This window comes from Citrobacter sp. RHBSTW-00017 (assembly GCF_013797615.1).
Lineage (GTDB): Bacteria > Pseudomonadota > Gammaproteobacteria > Enterobacterales > Enterobacteriaceae > Citrobacter > Citrobacter braakii.
The window spans coordinates 1,930,857-1,945,571 of sequence record NZ_CP056899.1; the positions used below are offsets into that span (position 1 = coordinate 1,930,857).

At 53.2% G+C, this 14,715-nt stretch carries 15 protein-coding genes; 3 read left to right on the plus strand and 12 right to left on the minus strand.

Going from position 1 to position 14,715, the window contains the following annotated elements; all coding sequences use genetic code 11:
- Positions 1–18: 18 nt before the first annotated feature.
- From yegS to HV037_RS09365, 7 genes are all read right to left on the minus strand, one after another.
- Positions 19–918, minus strand: a complete 900-nt coding sequence (gene yegS / locus HV037_RS09335) for a lipid kinase YegS (protein ID WP_046275436.1) — start codon at positions 916–918, stop codon at positions 19–21.
- 131 nt (positions 919–1,049) lie between these two features.
- Entirely contained in the window at positions 1,050–1,781 is a 732-nt protein-coding gene (gene artJ, locus HV037_RS09340; protein WP_016153670.1) for an arginine ABC transporter substrate-binding protein ArtJ, read from the minus strand.
- Between the two features lie 246 nt (positions 1,782–2,027).
- Positions 2,028–2,696, minus strand: a complete 669-nt coding sequence (artM, locus tag HV037_RS09345; RefSeq protein WP_016153669.1) for an arginine ABC transporter permease ArtM — start codon at positions 2,694–2,696, stop codon at positions 2,028–2,030.
- Positions 2,696–3,412 carry an arginine ABC transporter permease ArtQ gene (gene artQ, locus HV037_RS09350; RefSeq protein WP_046275435.1) on the minus strand — a complete coding sequence of 239 codons (717 nt, stop codon included), beginning with the start codon at positions 3,410–3,412 and terminating at the stop codon, positions 2,696–2,698. The genes artM and artQ overlap by 1 nt, the downstream gene beginning before the upstream one ends.
- A gap of 6 nt (positions 3,413–3,418) precedes the next feature.
- On the minus strand, positions 3,419–4,150 hold the full coding sequence (gene artI / locus HV037_RS09355; RefSeq protein ID WP_003027298.1) for an arginine ABC transporter substrate-binding protein ArtI: 732 nt from the start codon (positions 4,148–4,150) through the stop codon (positions 3,419–3,421).
- Positions 4,151–4,166: 16 nt separating this feature from the next.
- Entirely contained in the window at positions 4,167–4,895 is a 729-nt protein-coding gene (artP, locus tag HV037_RS09360; RefSeq protein ID WP_016156950.1) for an arginine ABC transporter ATP-binding protein ArtP, read from the minus strand.
- Between the two features lie 225 nt (positions 4,896–5,120).
- Positions 5,121–5,636 (minus strand): lipoprotein, encoded by a 516-nt coding sequence (locus HV037_RS09365; protein WP_019077200.1) that lies wholly within the window; start codon positions 5,634–5,636, stop codon positions 5,121–5,123.
- A gap of 251 nt (positions 5,637–5,887) precedes the next feature.
- Here HV037_RS09365 and HV037_RS09370 point away from each other — a divergent pair, with 251 nt between their 5' ends.
- On the plus strand, positions 5,888–6,211 hold the full coding sequence (locus HV037_RS09370; protein ID WP_001160725.1) for a heavy metal-binding domain-containing protein: 324 nt from the start codon (positions 5,888–5,890) through the stop codon (positions 6,209–6,211).
- A complete protein-coding gene (locus HV037_RS09375) occupies positions 6,208–7,038 on the plus strand; it encodes an N-acetylmuramoyl-L-alanine amidase (RefSeq protein WP_103284012.1) in 831 nt (276 codons plus the stop codon). Before HV037_RS09370 ends, HV037_RS09375 begins: the two co-directional genes overlap by 4 nt.
- Here the strand turns inward: HV037_RS09375 and HV037_RS09380 are convergent.
- From HV037_RS09380 to poxB, 4 genes are all read right to left on the minus strand, one after another.
- Positions 7,035–8,048: an NAD(P)-dependent oxidoreductase gene (locus tag HV037_RS09380; protein ID WP_016153664.1), complete on the minus strand. Its 1,014-nt coding sequence runs from the start codon at positions 8,046–8,048 to the stop codon at positions 7,035–7,037. The two genes, HV037_RS09375 and HV037_RS09380, sit on opposite strands and share 4 nt — an antisense overlap.
- Before the next feature lie 94 nt (positions 8,049–8,142).
- Positions 8,143–9,576: an SDR family oxidoreductase gene (locus HV037_RS09385; protein WP_016153663.1), complete on the minus strand. Its 1,434-nt coding sequence runs from the start codon at positions 9,574–9,576 to the stop codon at positions 8,143–8,145.
- Between the two features lie 10 nt (positions 9,577–9,586).
- Positions 9,587–10,588 carry a low-specificity L-threonine aldolase gene (ltaE, locus tag HV037_RS09390; RefSeq protein ID WP_016153662.1) on the minus strand — a complete coding sequence of 334 codons (1,002 nt, stop codon included), beginning with the start codon at positions 10,586–10,588 and terminating at the stop codon, positions 9,587–9,589.
- Between the two features lie 36 nt (positions 10,589–10,624).
- Complete coding sequence (gene poxB / locus HV037_RS09395) at positions 10,625–12,343, minus strand: ubiquinone-dependent pyruvate dehydrogenase (protein ID WP_103284011.1); 1,719 nt, start codon at positions 12,341–12,343, stop codon at positions 10,625–10,627.
- A gap of 152 nt (positions 12,344–12,495) precedes the next feature.
- On the opposite strand from poxB, the gene HV037_RS09400 reads away from it, so the two are divergent.
- Positions 12,496–12,930 carry a DoxX family membrane protein gene (locus HV037_RS09400; protein WP_016156945.1) on the plus strand — a complete coding sequence of 145 codons (435 nt, stop codon included), beginning with the start codon at positions 12,496–12,498 and terminating at the stop codon, positions 12,928–12,930.
- A 72-nt stretch (positions 12,931–13,002) separates the two neighbouring features.
- Here HV037_RS09400 and HV037_RS09405 read toward each other — a convergent pair whose 3' ends face one another.
- The gene (locus HV037_RS09405; RefSeq protein ID WP_103284010.1) at positions 13,003–14,619 is read right to left on the minus strand and encodes an FAD-NAD(P)-binding protein; all 1,617 of its coding nucleotides are present in this window, start codon (positions 14,617–14,619) and stop codon (positions 13,003–13,005) included.
- Positions 14,620–14,715 lie beyond the last annotated feature (96 nt).

The window sequence follows — 14,715 nt, forward strand, 5'->3', positions numbered from 1 at the left end:
AGTTGGGGGGGCGTCGTGTTAACGCAGTAGCGGACAACCCGGCGGCAGTCTGCAACGTAGCGCTGCGGGCAGGATTTCAATATGAAATTCTTGTCCGCTAAGCGGTTCGCCATCGAGATTAAACGTAATTTCGTGCGGGGCGCGGATATCAAACCACGATGATGCGCCTTCGATGATGTTAGGGTTGTCTTCGGATTGCGTTAACGCCGAAAGCAGCCCTGGCAGCAGCTCTTCGCCGGTAAAAATACGCAGTTGCAGCAGACCATCGTTGATCAGCGCCGTCGGGCAAAGCTGTTGCCCACCACCGGCCTGACGACCATTACCGATACCAATGACCAGCGCCTTACCCTGCCAGTGAAAATCTTCCCCACGAATGTCGCAGATGTCGGGTTTGAGCGTATCCATGCGCATTAATCCGTGAATAAAGTACGATACGCCACCTAATGCGGCCTTGAGTTTTTCTGGCGTCTCGCTGGTGATGCGTGTGCCGAAGCCGCCGGTCGCCATATTGATAAAACAGGTTTTATCATTGACCTGAACCATATCGATATCAGTCGCATTTCCGGCGATAGCCAGTTTTAACGCCTTATCAAGGGCGTCGGGTATGCCTACGCTGGTTGCAAAATCATTCGCCGTTCCCAACGGTAAAATACCTAGCGCCGGGATATTGCCGCCCTGCGACTGGATCAGCGCCGTCGAGACTTCGTTAATTGTGCCGTCGCCGCCGCCGGCAATCACCGTTGCAACACCTAACTGGCGAGCTTCATCAACGTAGCGTTGGGCGTCGCCTTTTTCCCAGGTAACGCGAACATGGATTTCCACGCCTTCATCGCGTAGCTCTGCAATGACATCACGCAGGGGGAGATTATCAGCACTTTTTCCGTTGAGGATCAGTAAACTGGCAGGGAACGCTATCATCCGTTTGCCTCACTTTTTTTCGTTTTAACAAGTGTACGCCAGGAATGGGTTTATGGCGTAAGAACTGACTGAAAGCGAAGGCGAAGAGATAAAAAAAGCCGCAGAATGCGGCTTTTCAGATTGGGCGGACGTTACTGTGGGAACCACTGATCGCTGATTTTTTGGTACGTGCCGTCAGCTTTGATTGCGGCCAGCGCGCTATTCAGTTTTTCCAGCAGGGCTTTGTTATCTGGGCGAACCGCAATGCCAAGACCAGTACCGAAGTATTGTGGGTCGGTCACTTTGTCAGTGGCTACACCTAACTGCGGGTTGGTTTTCAGCCACTCGTTAACCACGGCGGTATCGCCAAATACGCCATCAATACGACCATTTTTCAGGTCGATAATCGCATTCTGATAGCTGTCGTAGGCCACGGTTTTCACTTCAGGGTGTTTGTCCTGCAGGTATTTCTGGTGCGTGGTGCCGTTTTCCATGCCAATGCGTTTCCCTTTCAGGTCGGCAAAGGTTTTATAGGTGTCTTTTTTCGCAATCACCAGCGCGGAGTTTGCATAGTAAGGCTGAGTAAATGCCACCTGCTTGCTACGCTCAGGCGTGATGTCCATTCCGGAAATCACCGCATCATATTTTTTGAATTTCAGCGCGGGAATCAAGCTATCAAAAGCATGATTGGTGAAAGTACAGTCAGCCTGCATTTGTTTGCACAGTGCCGTTGCCAGGTCGATGTCAAAACCGACAATTTTATTGCTTGCATCCAGTGACTCAAATGGCGGATAAGTTGCTGATACACCGAAACTAATTTTATCAGCAGCTGAGGCGCCAGCGGCGAAAGTAGCAAGTAATGCGGCCAGTACTAACTTTTTCATGGTGGAACTCCCGTCTGTCAATCTTATGATTATTTACCGTGTCTGCGGCGTGAATTAACAATGCCATTTAATGAATTTATATGCAATAAAAATGATTAACTATTTTTTCTGGTATAAAAAAAGACGGACAATTTAGGTTGTTGTCCGTCTTTTTTATTTTGGCTTTATGCATATTCACCGGAGAGTGTACAACGGAAGATGAATCGTAGCCTGATAAGCGTAGCGCCATCAGACATAAAAACCGATTTAATTCCGGTGTTCAAACGCCAGCGCTTTACGTTCGATCAAGCGCATCATCAGCGTCAGCAAACCGTTGACGATCAGGTAAATCACACCCGCCGCGCCGAAAACCATGACGTCATAAGTGCGACCGTACAGCAGCTGACTATAGCCCATGACTTCCATCAGCGTGATGGTGTATGCCAGTGAGGTACTTTTAAACACCAGCACCACTTCGTTGGAATACGAGGAGAGGGCGCGTTTAAAGGCGTACGGCAACAGAATCGCCAGCGTATCCTTCTTACTCATCCCCAACGCTCCACAGGACTGCCACTGGCCTTCCGGGATTGCGCGGATAGCACCGTAGAACAGTTGAGTGGTATAAGCCGCACTGTTTAACGATAGCGCAATTAAGGCGCACAGCCACGGTTCAGAGAGCAGGTGCCACAGTACCGGATACTCCTGTAGCGTCGGGAACTGCCCTGGCCCGTAGTAGATCAGGAAGATTTGCACCAGCAGCGGAGTACCGGTAAACAACGTGATATAGGCGCGAACCAACCAGACCACAATCGGCGTTTTTAGCGTCAGTATGACGGTGAAAACCAGCGCCAGCACCAGAGCAACCACGATGGAGGCTACCGTCAGCGTCAGGCTGGTATGCAACCCTTTTAACAATTCAGGTAAATACTCAAGCATCAGCCTGGCCTCCGCTCAAATCGTGTCGCGCGCAGGTCAATGCGTTTAAGAATGTACTGACTCACCAGCGTAATCACCAGGTAAATAGCCGCCGCCACAATGTACCAGGTAAACGGCTCCTGGGTACGGGTGGCAATGCTCTTGGTTTGCAGCATCAGATCGTTCACGCTGATAAGGCTGACCAGCGCGGTATCTTTCAGCAACACCAGCCACTGGTTACCCAGTCCCGGCAGAGCGTGGCGCCACATCTGCGGCATCACCAGGCGGAAGAAGATCGCGGCTTTAGACAAACCCAACGCCTGACCTGATTCCCATTGTCCGAGTGGTACGGCCTTCAGCGCGCCACGCAGCGTTTGCGACGCGTAAGCCGCATACAGCAATGACAGCGCAATCACACCGCACAGGAACGGGCTGACGTCGAAGTTTTCGATCTGCATCTGAACCGGGATTTGTACAACCCCGAGATTGATCGTAAAGCCATCGGCCAGCGTCAGCAGCAGTTGTGAAGAGCCGAAATAGATGAACAGAACCACCAGAATTTCCGGCAGACCACGCAGGATGGTGACCAGAGCTGAGCCCGTCCATGCTACCGGACGCCATTTTACTGACTCCCAGACGGCAAAAAACATGGCGAGCGCGAGGCCAATAATCAGCGCACAAACGGCAAGGCCGACGGTCATCCCGGCGGCGCTTGCTAAAGGAAAAAATTCATTCATCAAGTATTACTTCTGGAACCATTTGTTGTAGATGGTCTCGTAAGTCCCATCTTTCTTCACTTTTTCCAGCGCAGCGTTAAATTTCTGCTGCAGCTCGGTATTGCCCTGGCGCACAGCGATGCCCAGACCCGTACCGAAGTAATCTTTATCCGTCACTTTGTCGCCAACAGCGGCCAGCTTTGGATTGTCTTTCAGCCATTCGGTCACCACTGCGGTATCACCAAATACGCCGTCAATACGACCATTTTGCAGATCGAGTTTGGCATTCTGGTAGCTGTCATACGGTACGGTGGTCACTTCCGGATGTTTATCCATGATGAATTTCTGGTGCGTAGTACCGTTTTGTACACCGACTTTTTTGCCTTTCAACTGGTCAATGCTGGTGTATTTACCCTGTTGACCAACAAACAGGGCAGAGTTGTCGTAATACGGGGTGGTGAACAGAACCTGTTTTTCACGCTCTGGCGTGATGTCCATACCGGCCATCACCGCGTCAAAACGACGGAATTTCAGGCTCGGGATCAGGCTGTCGAAGGCCTGATTGGTGAAGGTACAGGTCGCGTCAATCTCTTTACACAGCGCATTCGCCAGATCAACGTCAAACCCTACGATTTTGTTATTCGCATCAATAGATTCAAACGGAGGATAAGACGCTTCGGTGGCGAAACGAATGGTTTGGGCTGCGGTAGCGGAAAGGCTAAAACCTGCGATTAGCGCGGCAATCAGAACTTTTTTCATTGTATTGTCCCGAATCTTAGTGAGAGAGATAGTTTTTAAACGCTTCGGTTTGCGGGTTGGCAAAGCAGCTCGCATCCCCAAACTCGACGATATGACCGTTTTCCATATACACCACACGGCTGGCCGTTTTACGTGCAACTTCCACTTCGTGGGTGACGATCACCTGAGTAATGTTGGTTTCCGCCAGTTCACGAATGATGCTGACGATTTGGGCAGTAATTTCCGGATCAAGCGCTGCAGTAGGTTCATCAAACAGCAGCACCTGCGGCTCCATCATCAACGCGCGGGCAATGGCCACACGCTGTTGCTGGCCGCCGGAGAGATGCAGTGGGTAGCGATCGCTGTACGGCTTCAGGCGCAGACGTTCCAGCAATTTTTCGGCGCGTGCCAGCGCTTGATCTTTTGTCAGACCCAGTACGCGGCAGGGCGCTTCAATCAGATTCTGCACAACCGTGAGATGCGGCCAAAGGTTGTATTGCTGGAAGACCATGCCCACGTTCTGACGCAGCTCCCGAATGGCTTTGTCTGACGGGGTCTTCGTGAAGTCGAAACGGTTACCCGCAATAGAGAGCGTGCCCGAGCGCGGCATCTCAAGCAGGTTGAGTACGCGCAGCAGCGAGCTTTTCCCGGCTCCACTTGGGCCAAGTAACACCAGTGTTTCACCCTGAGGGCAATCCAGCGTGATATCGAACAGCGCCTGATGTGCGCCGTAGAAGCAGTTAATGCCGTTTAATTGAATACTCATTGACACTCGATACTGGCAGTCTGATAGCTATTGAAGCCGCAGATACTACCTTTGACAGAATAGTTATGCAATATTTATGCGTTAAAAGTTAAATGCAAACCGCATTCTTATCTAAACATAGCACAAAATAGCGGGGCCACCAGTGGGCAAGAATAATTGTCGGCATTCTATGCAGAATGCCAGACAATTTATGGGGGTTATGATTCAGGCGGGTGAATGGGGCGGTTAGCGGTTTTCGACAGACTGGCGCAGCGTCCCGGCTGGCGCGTGTACGCTGCCGCCCAGATAGCGGACATCGTCAATTACCCAGCACTGGCCTTCGCGGATCATCAGCACTTCATCACGCCAGCTTTGGTCACCCTGTTTAAGTTCTACGCGCAGCGGAATGTTGCGTGCATCACTATTCGGAATGGTCGATGCGCTGGCGACGCTGGCACTGTCCGGTAACGTGGCGCGACTAGAGAACGGATCGCTGTTAAACAGATCGCGATGCGCGTTATCACGGCTGGCATCGTTCAGCAGTTTCGCCAGGTTGTCGCTGAGGTACGGACGAAGGGGAGTAATGTCATTGTTTCGGTGCTGAATACGGTAATCATAGAATTGTTGAGCCACGCTGTCTGGCCCGCCTTCTACGCAAGAGCCGCTACGCGTGCCGTTATCTTTGTAGGCCGGCGTTACGGTAGTACAGGCGCTGAGAAGTAGTGCACATGGAACCAGCAGAGAGAGTTTCGAGTAGCGCATAATGATTTCCTTATTAGCTTTCTACTATTAGTGTTCTACGTTGATTTACATGTCATACTTCAAGTTGCTTGTGCGTTGGCTACGTGCGTTCACCCCAGTCACATAGTTATCTATGCTCCTGGAGATTCACTCTCTTGCCGCCTTCCAGCAACTCGAATTATTTTGTGTAAAGAATATATCCTTTCAATGATAGTGGATCGGTTCGATAATGCTTTTGAGATCGTGCTCTTAGCGCAAAAAGGAGATTTATCATGCAGTTTTCGACTACCCCTACGCTGGAAGGGCAAAGCATCGTGGAATACTGCGGTGTTGTGACTGGCGAAGCCATTTTAGGCGCGAATATCTTCCGCGATTTCTTCGCCGGCATTCGCGATATCGTCGGCGGTCGCTCCGGCGCGTATGAAAAAGAACTGCGTAAAGCGCGTGAGATTGCTTTTCAGGAGCTTGGTGAACAGGCAAAAGCGCTCGGTGCTGATGCGGTAGTCGGTATCGATATCGATTACGAAACCGTAGGCAAAGACGGTAGCATGTTGATGGTGAGCGTCAGCGGCACCGCGGTGAAAACTCGCCGATGAAGCGTCTGCTGTCTCTGCTGGCATTAACGCTGCTGCTGGTAGGATGTGCTGGCGAAAAAGGGATTGTCGACAAAGACGGGTATCAGTTAGATACCCGTCGTCAGGCGCAGGCTGCTTACCCGCGCATTAAAGTGCTGGTTATCCATTACACGGCCGATGATTTCGACTCTTCTCTGGCTACGCTGACCGATAAAAACGTCAGCTCGCACTATCTGATCCCGGCAGTGCCGCCGCTCTACCACGGCAAACCGCGTATCTGGCAACTGGTGCCGGAAAAAGATCTGGCCTGGCATGCGGGGATTAGCTTTTGGCGCGGCGCTACGCGAATTAACGATACCTCGATCGGCATTGAGCTGGAAAACCGCGGCTGGCAAAAATCGGCGGGCAGCAAGTATTTTGCGCCGTTTGAACCCGCGCAAATTCAGGCGCTAATCCCTTTGGCGAAAGATATTATTGCCCGTTATGACATAAAACCGCAGAACGTGGTGGCCCATGCGGATGTCGCACCGCAGCGCAAGGACGATCCAGGTCCGCTGTTTCCATGGGAAGAACTGGCTGCGCAAGGAATTGGCGCGTGGCCGGATGCTCAGCGGGTGGCGTTTTATCTTGCCGGGCGAGCGCCCGATACACCGGTAGAAACCTCATCATTGCTCGATCTGCTGTCGCGCTATGGTTATGAGGTAAAACCTGAAATGACGCCGCCTGAACAGCGGCGGGTGATTATGGCCTTCCAGATGCACTTCCGCCCGACGTTGTGGAACGGCGTGGCGGATGCAGAAACTCAGGCGATTGCCGAAGCGTTACTGGAGAAATACGGGCAGGGTTAACGCGGCAGCTTGCCGTGGTCACGCAGCCAGGCCGCGGTACGCTCAATCCCTTCATCCAGCGTCACAACGGGCTGATAACCTAATTCTTCCTGAGCGCGGGTGGTATCCAGCGTAAAGTCAAAATTCAGCTTCGAGACGCCGTAATGCGTAAGCTTTGGCTCTTTCGCCGATTTATTGCCTAACCGCTCCATGCTGCGGGCAATCATGTCCAGCATCGGGTAGGGTACGGAGCGGATACGGCAATCAATATTCAGCTCGTCGATGAGTTTCTGCACAATACTGCGCAGGGTGCGATGCTCGCCGTTGGTAATGTTGTACGCGCGACCCGACGGCAGATTATCGCAGGCTTGCTGACTTGCCAGCCACATCGCGTGCACCGCATTCTCGTAGTAGGTCATATCCACCAGCGCACTTCCGCCGTGCGGCAACAGAATGCTGCCGTAGTGGTACATCATATGGGCCAGGCGTGGGATAAAGACTTTATCGTGTGGTCCGAACAAGCTTTGCGGACGCAATACCGTAAAACGGGTCTGCGGGTTGGCCTGTGTCAGCAACGCAATCACATCTTCGCCAGCCGCTTTACTGCGGGCGAATTCATTGGCGAAGCGTTGGGGGCGGAAGTCCTCTTTGATATCGCGATGGTGGTGATAATCAAAATAGAGCGACGGTGATGAGATATGAATGAAGTTACGAACGCCCCAGGCCACGGCCCACTCGCCCAGACGGCGGGTTGCGCGAACGTTGGCCAGATCGAAGGCTTCCTGAGTTCCCCATGGTGAGGTAAAACTGGAGCAGTGCCACAGCGTATCGATACCGGCGAGCATCACTTTTGCCTGCGAAGAGACCAGCTCGGTCAAATCGGCATGCACAAACTCTGCGCCCATTTTCTCCAGCAGCTTGCCCATCGCTTCGTTGCGACCGGTAGCTCTGACGCTGACGCCTTTGCTGCATAAAAACTCAACCGCGTTTCGGCCTAAGCCGCTGGTGGCTCCGGTAACCAGTACCTTCATATCAATCCACTGTGTTTAAAAAACGTCGTGCGCATTCTTCCGTGAATTTCGTCTGTATGCAATGGGAAACATGAAAGAATACAGGCTCTTTTTATCATGAGTCTGTGATTTGTTCTGCAAGTTTAGCAATACGCTTCGCCATCCCTCTGAAAATGAACAGATGCGCCGGGATCATCAGCAGCCAATAGAAGAGGCCTGGCATGCCGTGCGGATGCCACCAGGCGCGGACATCAATGCGTCGCTGGTCGCCTTTATCTTCCAGCGTGAAGCTCAGACGACCCAATCCTGGTGCTTTCATCCCAAACAGCAGCGTCAGCTGTTTTTCTGGCTCAACGATGATCACTTTCCAGCTATCAACGGTATCGCCAACCTGCAACAGAGAGTGTTGCGGTCTGCCTTTCGCCAGCTTATGGCCGACCAGCAGGTCCAACGCCGCGCGCGTTTTCCATAAAATATTACCGAAGAAATAGCCTTCTTTGCCGCCGAGGCGATTCACCACCTGCCACAGTGCCTGCCGACTGGCGGAGGTTTCAACGCTAAAGCCAGCTTGTTTAGCGAAATAGCCATATTCGGGGCGCCAGCGGGCAAATGCCTGCGCGTCGTAACCCCAGTCGCTGGAATTAACCAGCTTCTCTTCTTCTTTCAACGTGCTGCGCACCGCGTCATCAAAGGCAATCAGCTTTTGCGGGATCAGCGTGCGTAATTCGGTGTCATCGGCCAGCAGGTCGTGTTTTAACCCCTGTATCAGCGCTTTGGCCGTGGTCGGCGGCACTGACGTTATGACGTTCAAAAACCAGACCGAAATCCAGCGGGTAGGAAAGGGGACAGGGATGAGCAGGCGATGTTTACCGCTGACCGCCATAAAATGCTCGAACTGCTCCTGATAGCTCAATACCTGCGGCCCGGCGGCTTCGAGTACGCGGTGTTGGCGTGTAGGATGGTCCAACAACGCCACCAGGTAGTACATTAAATTCTCCAGTGCGATAGGCGTGGTACGCGAGCGCACCCAGCGCGGAGGGGTGAGTACCGGCAGGTTGTAGACCATGTCGCGCATCACTTCAAAGGCGGCAGAACCTGCCCCTACGATAATACCCGCGCGCAATTCGGTCATCGGCACGCCTGATTCGCGCAGGGTGTCCGCGGTTATCTGTCGCGCACGCAGATGATCGGATTGTTCATGGCGGGGAGCCTGTAATGAGCTCAGGAAAATAAGCTGTTTGACTGGCGTATCACGTAGCGCATCGCGCACGTTCATTGCTACCTGGCGCTCATGGGCGATAAAATCACCGCCTTCTCCCATGCCATGGACCAGGTAATAGACCGTATCAACGCCGGTCAGCAGCGGTGTTAGGTTATCTGGCCAATTCAAATCGACCTTATGGCAACTGACGTTGGCCAACTGCTGCTTTTCCAGCCGCTCGATGCGGCGTGCCGCAGCCAGCACCTGATGCCCTTGCTGACTGAGCGCCTGTACCAGATGCTGACCAATGTAGCCACTGGCGCCAAGAACCAAAATCCGTTGCGGCACGCCCATCTCCTTAGCGGGTTAAAAAAGCGCGCCAGTGGGCGACGACTTCAGCAAGCTGTTCACGCGATACGTCCAGATGCATCACCAGACGCACAATCGGCGAGGCGTTAATCAGCACGCCTTGCGCTTTCATGTACTCGCCCAGTGCCGCAGCGTGTTCTTCGCCAACGCGGACAAACAGCATGTTGGTGTCGTGGCGCATGACGTCCGCTCCTGCTTCGCGCAGTTGTTCCGCCATCCAGGCGGCGTTGTCATGGTCTTCTTGTAAACGCGACACGTTATTTTTCAGCGCATACAGTCCGGCCGCCGCCAGAATACCGGCCTGACGCATTCCGCCACCGGTCATTTTACGCCAGCGAATGGCGCGCTTGATGTACTCGTGGCTGCCGACCAGCAGTGAGCCTACCGGCGTTCCTAAACCTTTGGAGAGACAAATGGTGAACGAATCGCAGTATTGCGTGACATCTTTTAACTCACAGCCATAGGCGACGATGGCGTTAAAAATACGCGCGCCGTCGACATGCAGCGCAAGATTGCGCTCACGGGTGAATTCCCAGGCCTCTTTCAGATACTCGCGTGGTAGCACTTTGCCGTTGTGGGTGTTTTCCAGGCTGAGCAGACGCGTGCGGGCAAAATGGATATCGTCCGCTTTGATTTTTGCCGCCACTTTGTCCAGCGGCAAAGAGCCATCCGGCATGGCGTCGATAGGTTGCGGTTGAATGCTGCCGAGTACCGCTGCGCCACCCGCTTCGTAGAGATAGTTATGCGCGCCCTGACCGGCGATATACTCTTCCCCGCGCTGACAATGGCTGAGGAGAGCCACCAGGTTCGCCTGAGTGCCTGTGGGTAAGAAAATTGCGGCTTCTTTGCCAGCAAGCTCGGCTGCGTATTGCTGGAGGGCATTAACGGTAGGGTCATCACCGTAGACGTCGTCCCCGACCGGGGCGGCCATCATCTCTTCGAGCATGGCGCGACTTGGTCGGGTGACGGTATCACTGCGTAAATCAATCACGGGCATTCCTTTTTAAGTGAGGTAATGCCCTCTGTTTTACCTGAGCCAGTTAGTTTTCGCCAGTTCGATCACTTCATCACCGCGCCCGCTGATGATTGCGCGCAGCATATACAGGCTAAAACCTTTAGCTTGTTCGAGTTTGATCTGCGGCGGGATCGCCAGTTCTTCTTTCGCGACGACCACATCGACCAGCACCGGACCGTCAATCGACATCGCCCTTTGCAGCGCTTCATCAACCTCTGAGGATTTCTCCACGCGAATGCCCGTGATGCCGCAAGCCTCGGCAATCCGTGCGAAATTTGTATCGTGCAGTTCGGTACCGTCGGTCAGATAACCGCCAGCTTTCATCTCCATCGCCACAAACCCCAAGACGCTGTTGTTGAAGACAATAATCTTCACCGGCAGCTTCATTTGCACAACCGACAGAAAGTCGCCCATCAGCATGCTAAAACCGCCGTCACCGCACATTGCGACAACCTGACGTCCCGGTTCGGTCGCTTGCGCGCCGAGCGCCTGGGGCATGGCATTGGCCATCGACCCGTGGTTAAACGAACCGATCAGACGGCGTTTACCGTTCATTTTCAGATAACGTGCCGCCCACACCGTTGGCGTGCCAACGTCGCAGGTGAAGATGGCGTCGTCAGCGGCAAAATGGCTGATCTGCTGCGCCAGATACTGCGGATGAATGGCTTTATCGCTGGGTTTGGCTAAATCATCCAGCCCTTTACGCGCCTCACGATAGTGTTCCAGCGCTTTATCCAGGAACTGCCGATCGGTTTTTTCCTCCACCAGCTGCAGCAGGGTGCGGAGTGTGGATTTAATATCGCCTACCAGCGCCATATCAACTTTACTGTGCGCGCCAATGCTTGCCGGATTGATATCGATCTGAATAATCTTGGCGTCGGTGGGGTAGAACGGGCGATAGGGGAACTGGGTACCGAGCAGGATCAGCGTGTCGGCATTCATCATGGTATGGAAGCCGGATGAAAAGCCGATCAGCCCGGTCATGCCCACGTCGTAAGGGTTGTCGTACTCCACATGCTCTTTACCACGCAGGGCGTGCACAATCGGCGCTTTTATTTTAGCAGCAAACTCAACCAGTTCTTTATGCGCACCGGCGCAGCCGCTGCCGCACATCAGGGCGATATTGCTGGAGTAGCGTAGCAGTTGCGCTAGTTTTCTGAGCTCTTCTTCTTCCGGAGTGACCACCGGGAGCGGCGCATGATACCAGTGAGTGCTGGCGCTTTCTGGTGCTGGCTTCAGCGCAACGTCGCCGGGTAATACCACCACGGAGACGCCGCGGTTGAGCACCGCTTTACGCATGGCAATTGCCAGCACCTGTGGGATCTGTTCAGGGCTGGAAACCAGCTCGCAATAGTGGCTACATTCGCGAAACAACTCTTGCGGGTGGGTCTCCTGAAAATAACCGCTGCCTATCTCACTGGATGGAATGTGTGCAGCAATTGCCAGCACCGGGACGTGGTTGCGGTGGCAATCAAACAGGCCGTTAATCAGGTGCAGGTTGCCTGGTCCACACGAGCCTGCGCAGACGGCCAGTTCTCCCGTCAACTGCGCTTCAGCGCCCGCGGCGAAGGCCGCAACCTCTTCGTGACGTGTTGGCATCCAGTCAATCGTTCCCATACGATTCAGACTGTCACTAAGGCCATTTAGCGAGTCACCCGTCACACCCCAAATGCGTTTAACGCCAGCTTGTTCGAGTGTTTTAGCAATAAAAGCGGCAACCGTTTGTTTCATGGTTTTCCTTCTCCTTTAATGTGATACCGGTTACAAGTTTAGATGAAGATAATAGTTATGCTTATCATTACCTCTTATTTCCGGCAGGTTTCATTAAGCCTGTATTAAGCGTAGTTTGTTATTGGACATGGTGAAACAAGGAATAAATTCAAATGGTTATAAAACTATTAAATACAGTTAACCGGGTACTGACTCATGAAGATTTTGGCAAGTTTTTGTTACGTATTGCCGTGGGGGGATTAATGCTGTTTCATGGGCTGCATAAACTGTTCGCGGGTATTGATGGCATCAGTGGCATGCTGATAGCGAAAGGTTTCCCTGGCTTTATTGCGTATGGCGTTCTGCTGGGAGAGGTTGTGGCACCGTGCCTGATTATTCTTGGGATCCTGACGCGTCCGGCGGCGTTGGGGCTGGCGTTTACGATGGTGGTGGCATGGCTGATGGTCGGGATGGGTGAAACCTGGTCACTGGATAAAACCGGCGCATGGGCAATTGAAAGTCTGGTGTATTTCTTTATCGGCGCTCTGGCCGTGGCATTTTTGGGGGCGGGGCGTTTCTCCGTTGCCGGAAACTCGGCCTGGCGATAGTTTGCCATCCGAGAATCAATACAGAGGCGGGAATGCGTTAACCTATCTCCGCCTCGCCATTAAATCTGGCCGCTAATCCATGTCGTCACTGCTCCACAGTTTGTGCCGACGTCTCAGTGCACGTTGCGTCAATGCCTTTGCCATCGCGGCGCCTATTTCAGCGCTAACCACCAGCCCCTGAATAAAGGGACGGTCGTGCATCAACCACGGCAGTCCGCCAAAGGCGATGCGGTTGCGGGCGTTTTCCGGCGCTTGCAGCGTGTAATCTTCGCCGATATCCGGGATCTCATCGCCACAGGCCAGCAGTTGATCGCGTAGCGTTGGGAACGGAATATCTTTGCTCTGCAATGCCCGTTGTCCTCGGGCGTCAATAAATACATCAAATTCACTGCGCTGACCGTGGTGGTAAATGACCGTCCTTTCCTGCTCATTTGTACGCTCATAATCCTTGCCGAGTGCGAGGATCTCAATCAGCCCGGCATCGTGCAGAGCCAGCAATCGGCGGATAGATTCAGACGGGATTGCTGCATAGTTATCAATAAAGACGCGCGCCAGTCCGCGCCTGAAACGTTTTTCGTCGCGAGCATCAAGATGAGGAACGATCTCTTCAATAACCTCGTGTAGGCGCAATAAGGTATAGCGCCAGGCGACGGTATGTTGTTCCTGCTTGTTGCGTTCAACCTCCACCAGGTTACGCCTCGCCCAGTCAAAAGGGTCATGCTTGAGCCTGTCGGCAAAATAGACCTCGGGGAATGTGTCGGCGTTAAGCGTTGCAAGTGCTACCTGTTGGCACCACCCTGGGGCCGCGTCTTGCAGTTGTTGCACAATAAGCCGGAAGATGCGGTCCAGTAATCCGTTTTGGCCCTCGGCAATGGCGTTTTCAATCGCTTCTTGCGTCGCGATATTCAGCGGTTCATAGGGAAGAGGGCAGTAAAAATCCGCTTCAGGCAGCACACCGCTGCGCGACATCAGGGTCAGCTTCAGGTTTTGGCTGTCGGGTTTACGCGTGAACTGCAGTGAACGGTCGGTATTGGTGGTGAAGGTACCATGCTGACTGACCACGGCCATCGCCGCGTCGATAGCGCTTAGCGAGGTGCCCAGAATACCCACACTGCAAGCGCTAATCTGCGCCTCCATCAGGCCGGTCCACGGACTGGGGAAAAACTTGCGTGCCTGAGCATCAGTTTCTGGCCACAGATGACCGCTGGCGATAGCGGCGAAATCCACTTCGACGGGCTGTGACGCGTGATTGATCCACAGGGAGACCCCAGTCGGGTTTGCTTGCAGGTCGGTGACTTTACTTGATTCATATACGCGAATTGTGAACCCGGAGCTTTGCGCTTTATCGACGATGGCTAAAAAACGATCGCGATAATAGTCGCCGAGGATCACGCGGGGCAAAAATTGCCGCTCATGCAACGATGTACGTTCAAGCCGAAACTGCGCAAGGTATTCATCGCTTTGATTCTGTAGCCACGTCAGATAACTGATATAAATCGGCGGGATCTCAATGCTGGCTATATTGGCCAGCATGTGGTCTGCGTTGTTGTCGCTGTTATAAGGCATGCCTACGCCAGCTTCCTCAGCTTGCTCATAAAGCTGTATCTCCAGCGGTTCACCGCGCTCAACGAGGGCATGAAACGTATAAATTCCGGTGGGACCTACGCCGACGATGGCCACTTTTTTCATGGGGATCCTTTGTAGAAAGTTCGACGTGGTAGTCGGGGTTTTGCTTAACCTGTGCCAGGTAAGTGTGGTCGATAATTCGCAGGAGGTGGACGGTAT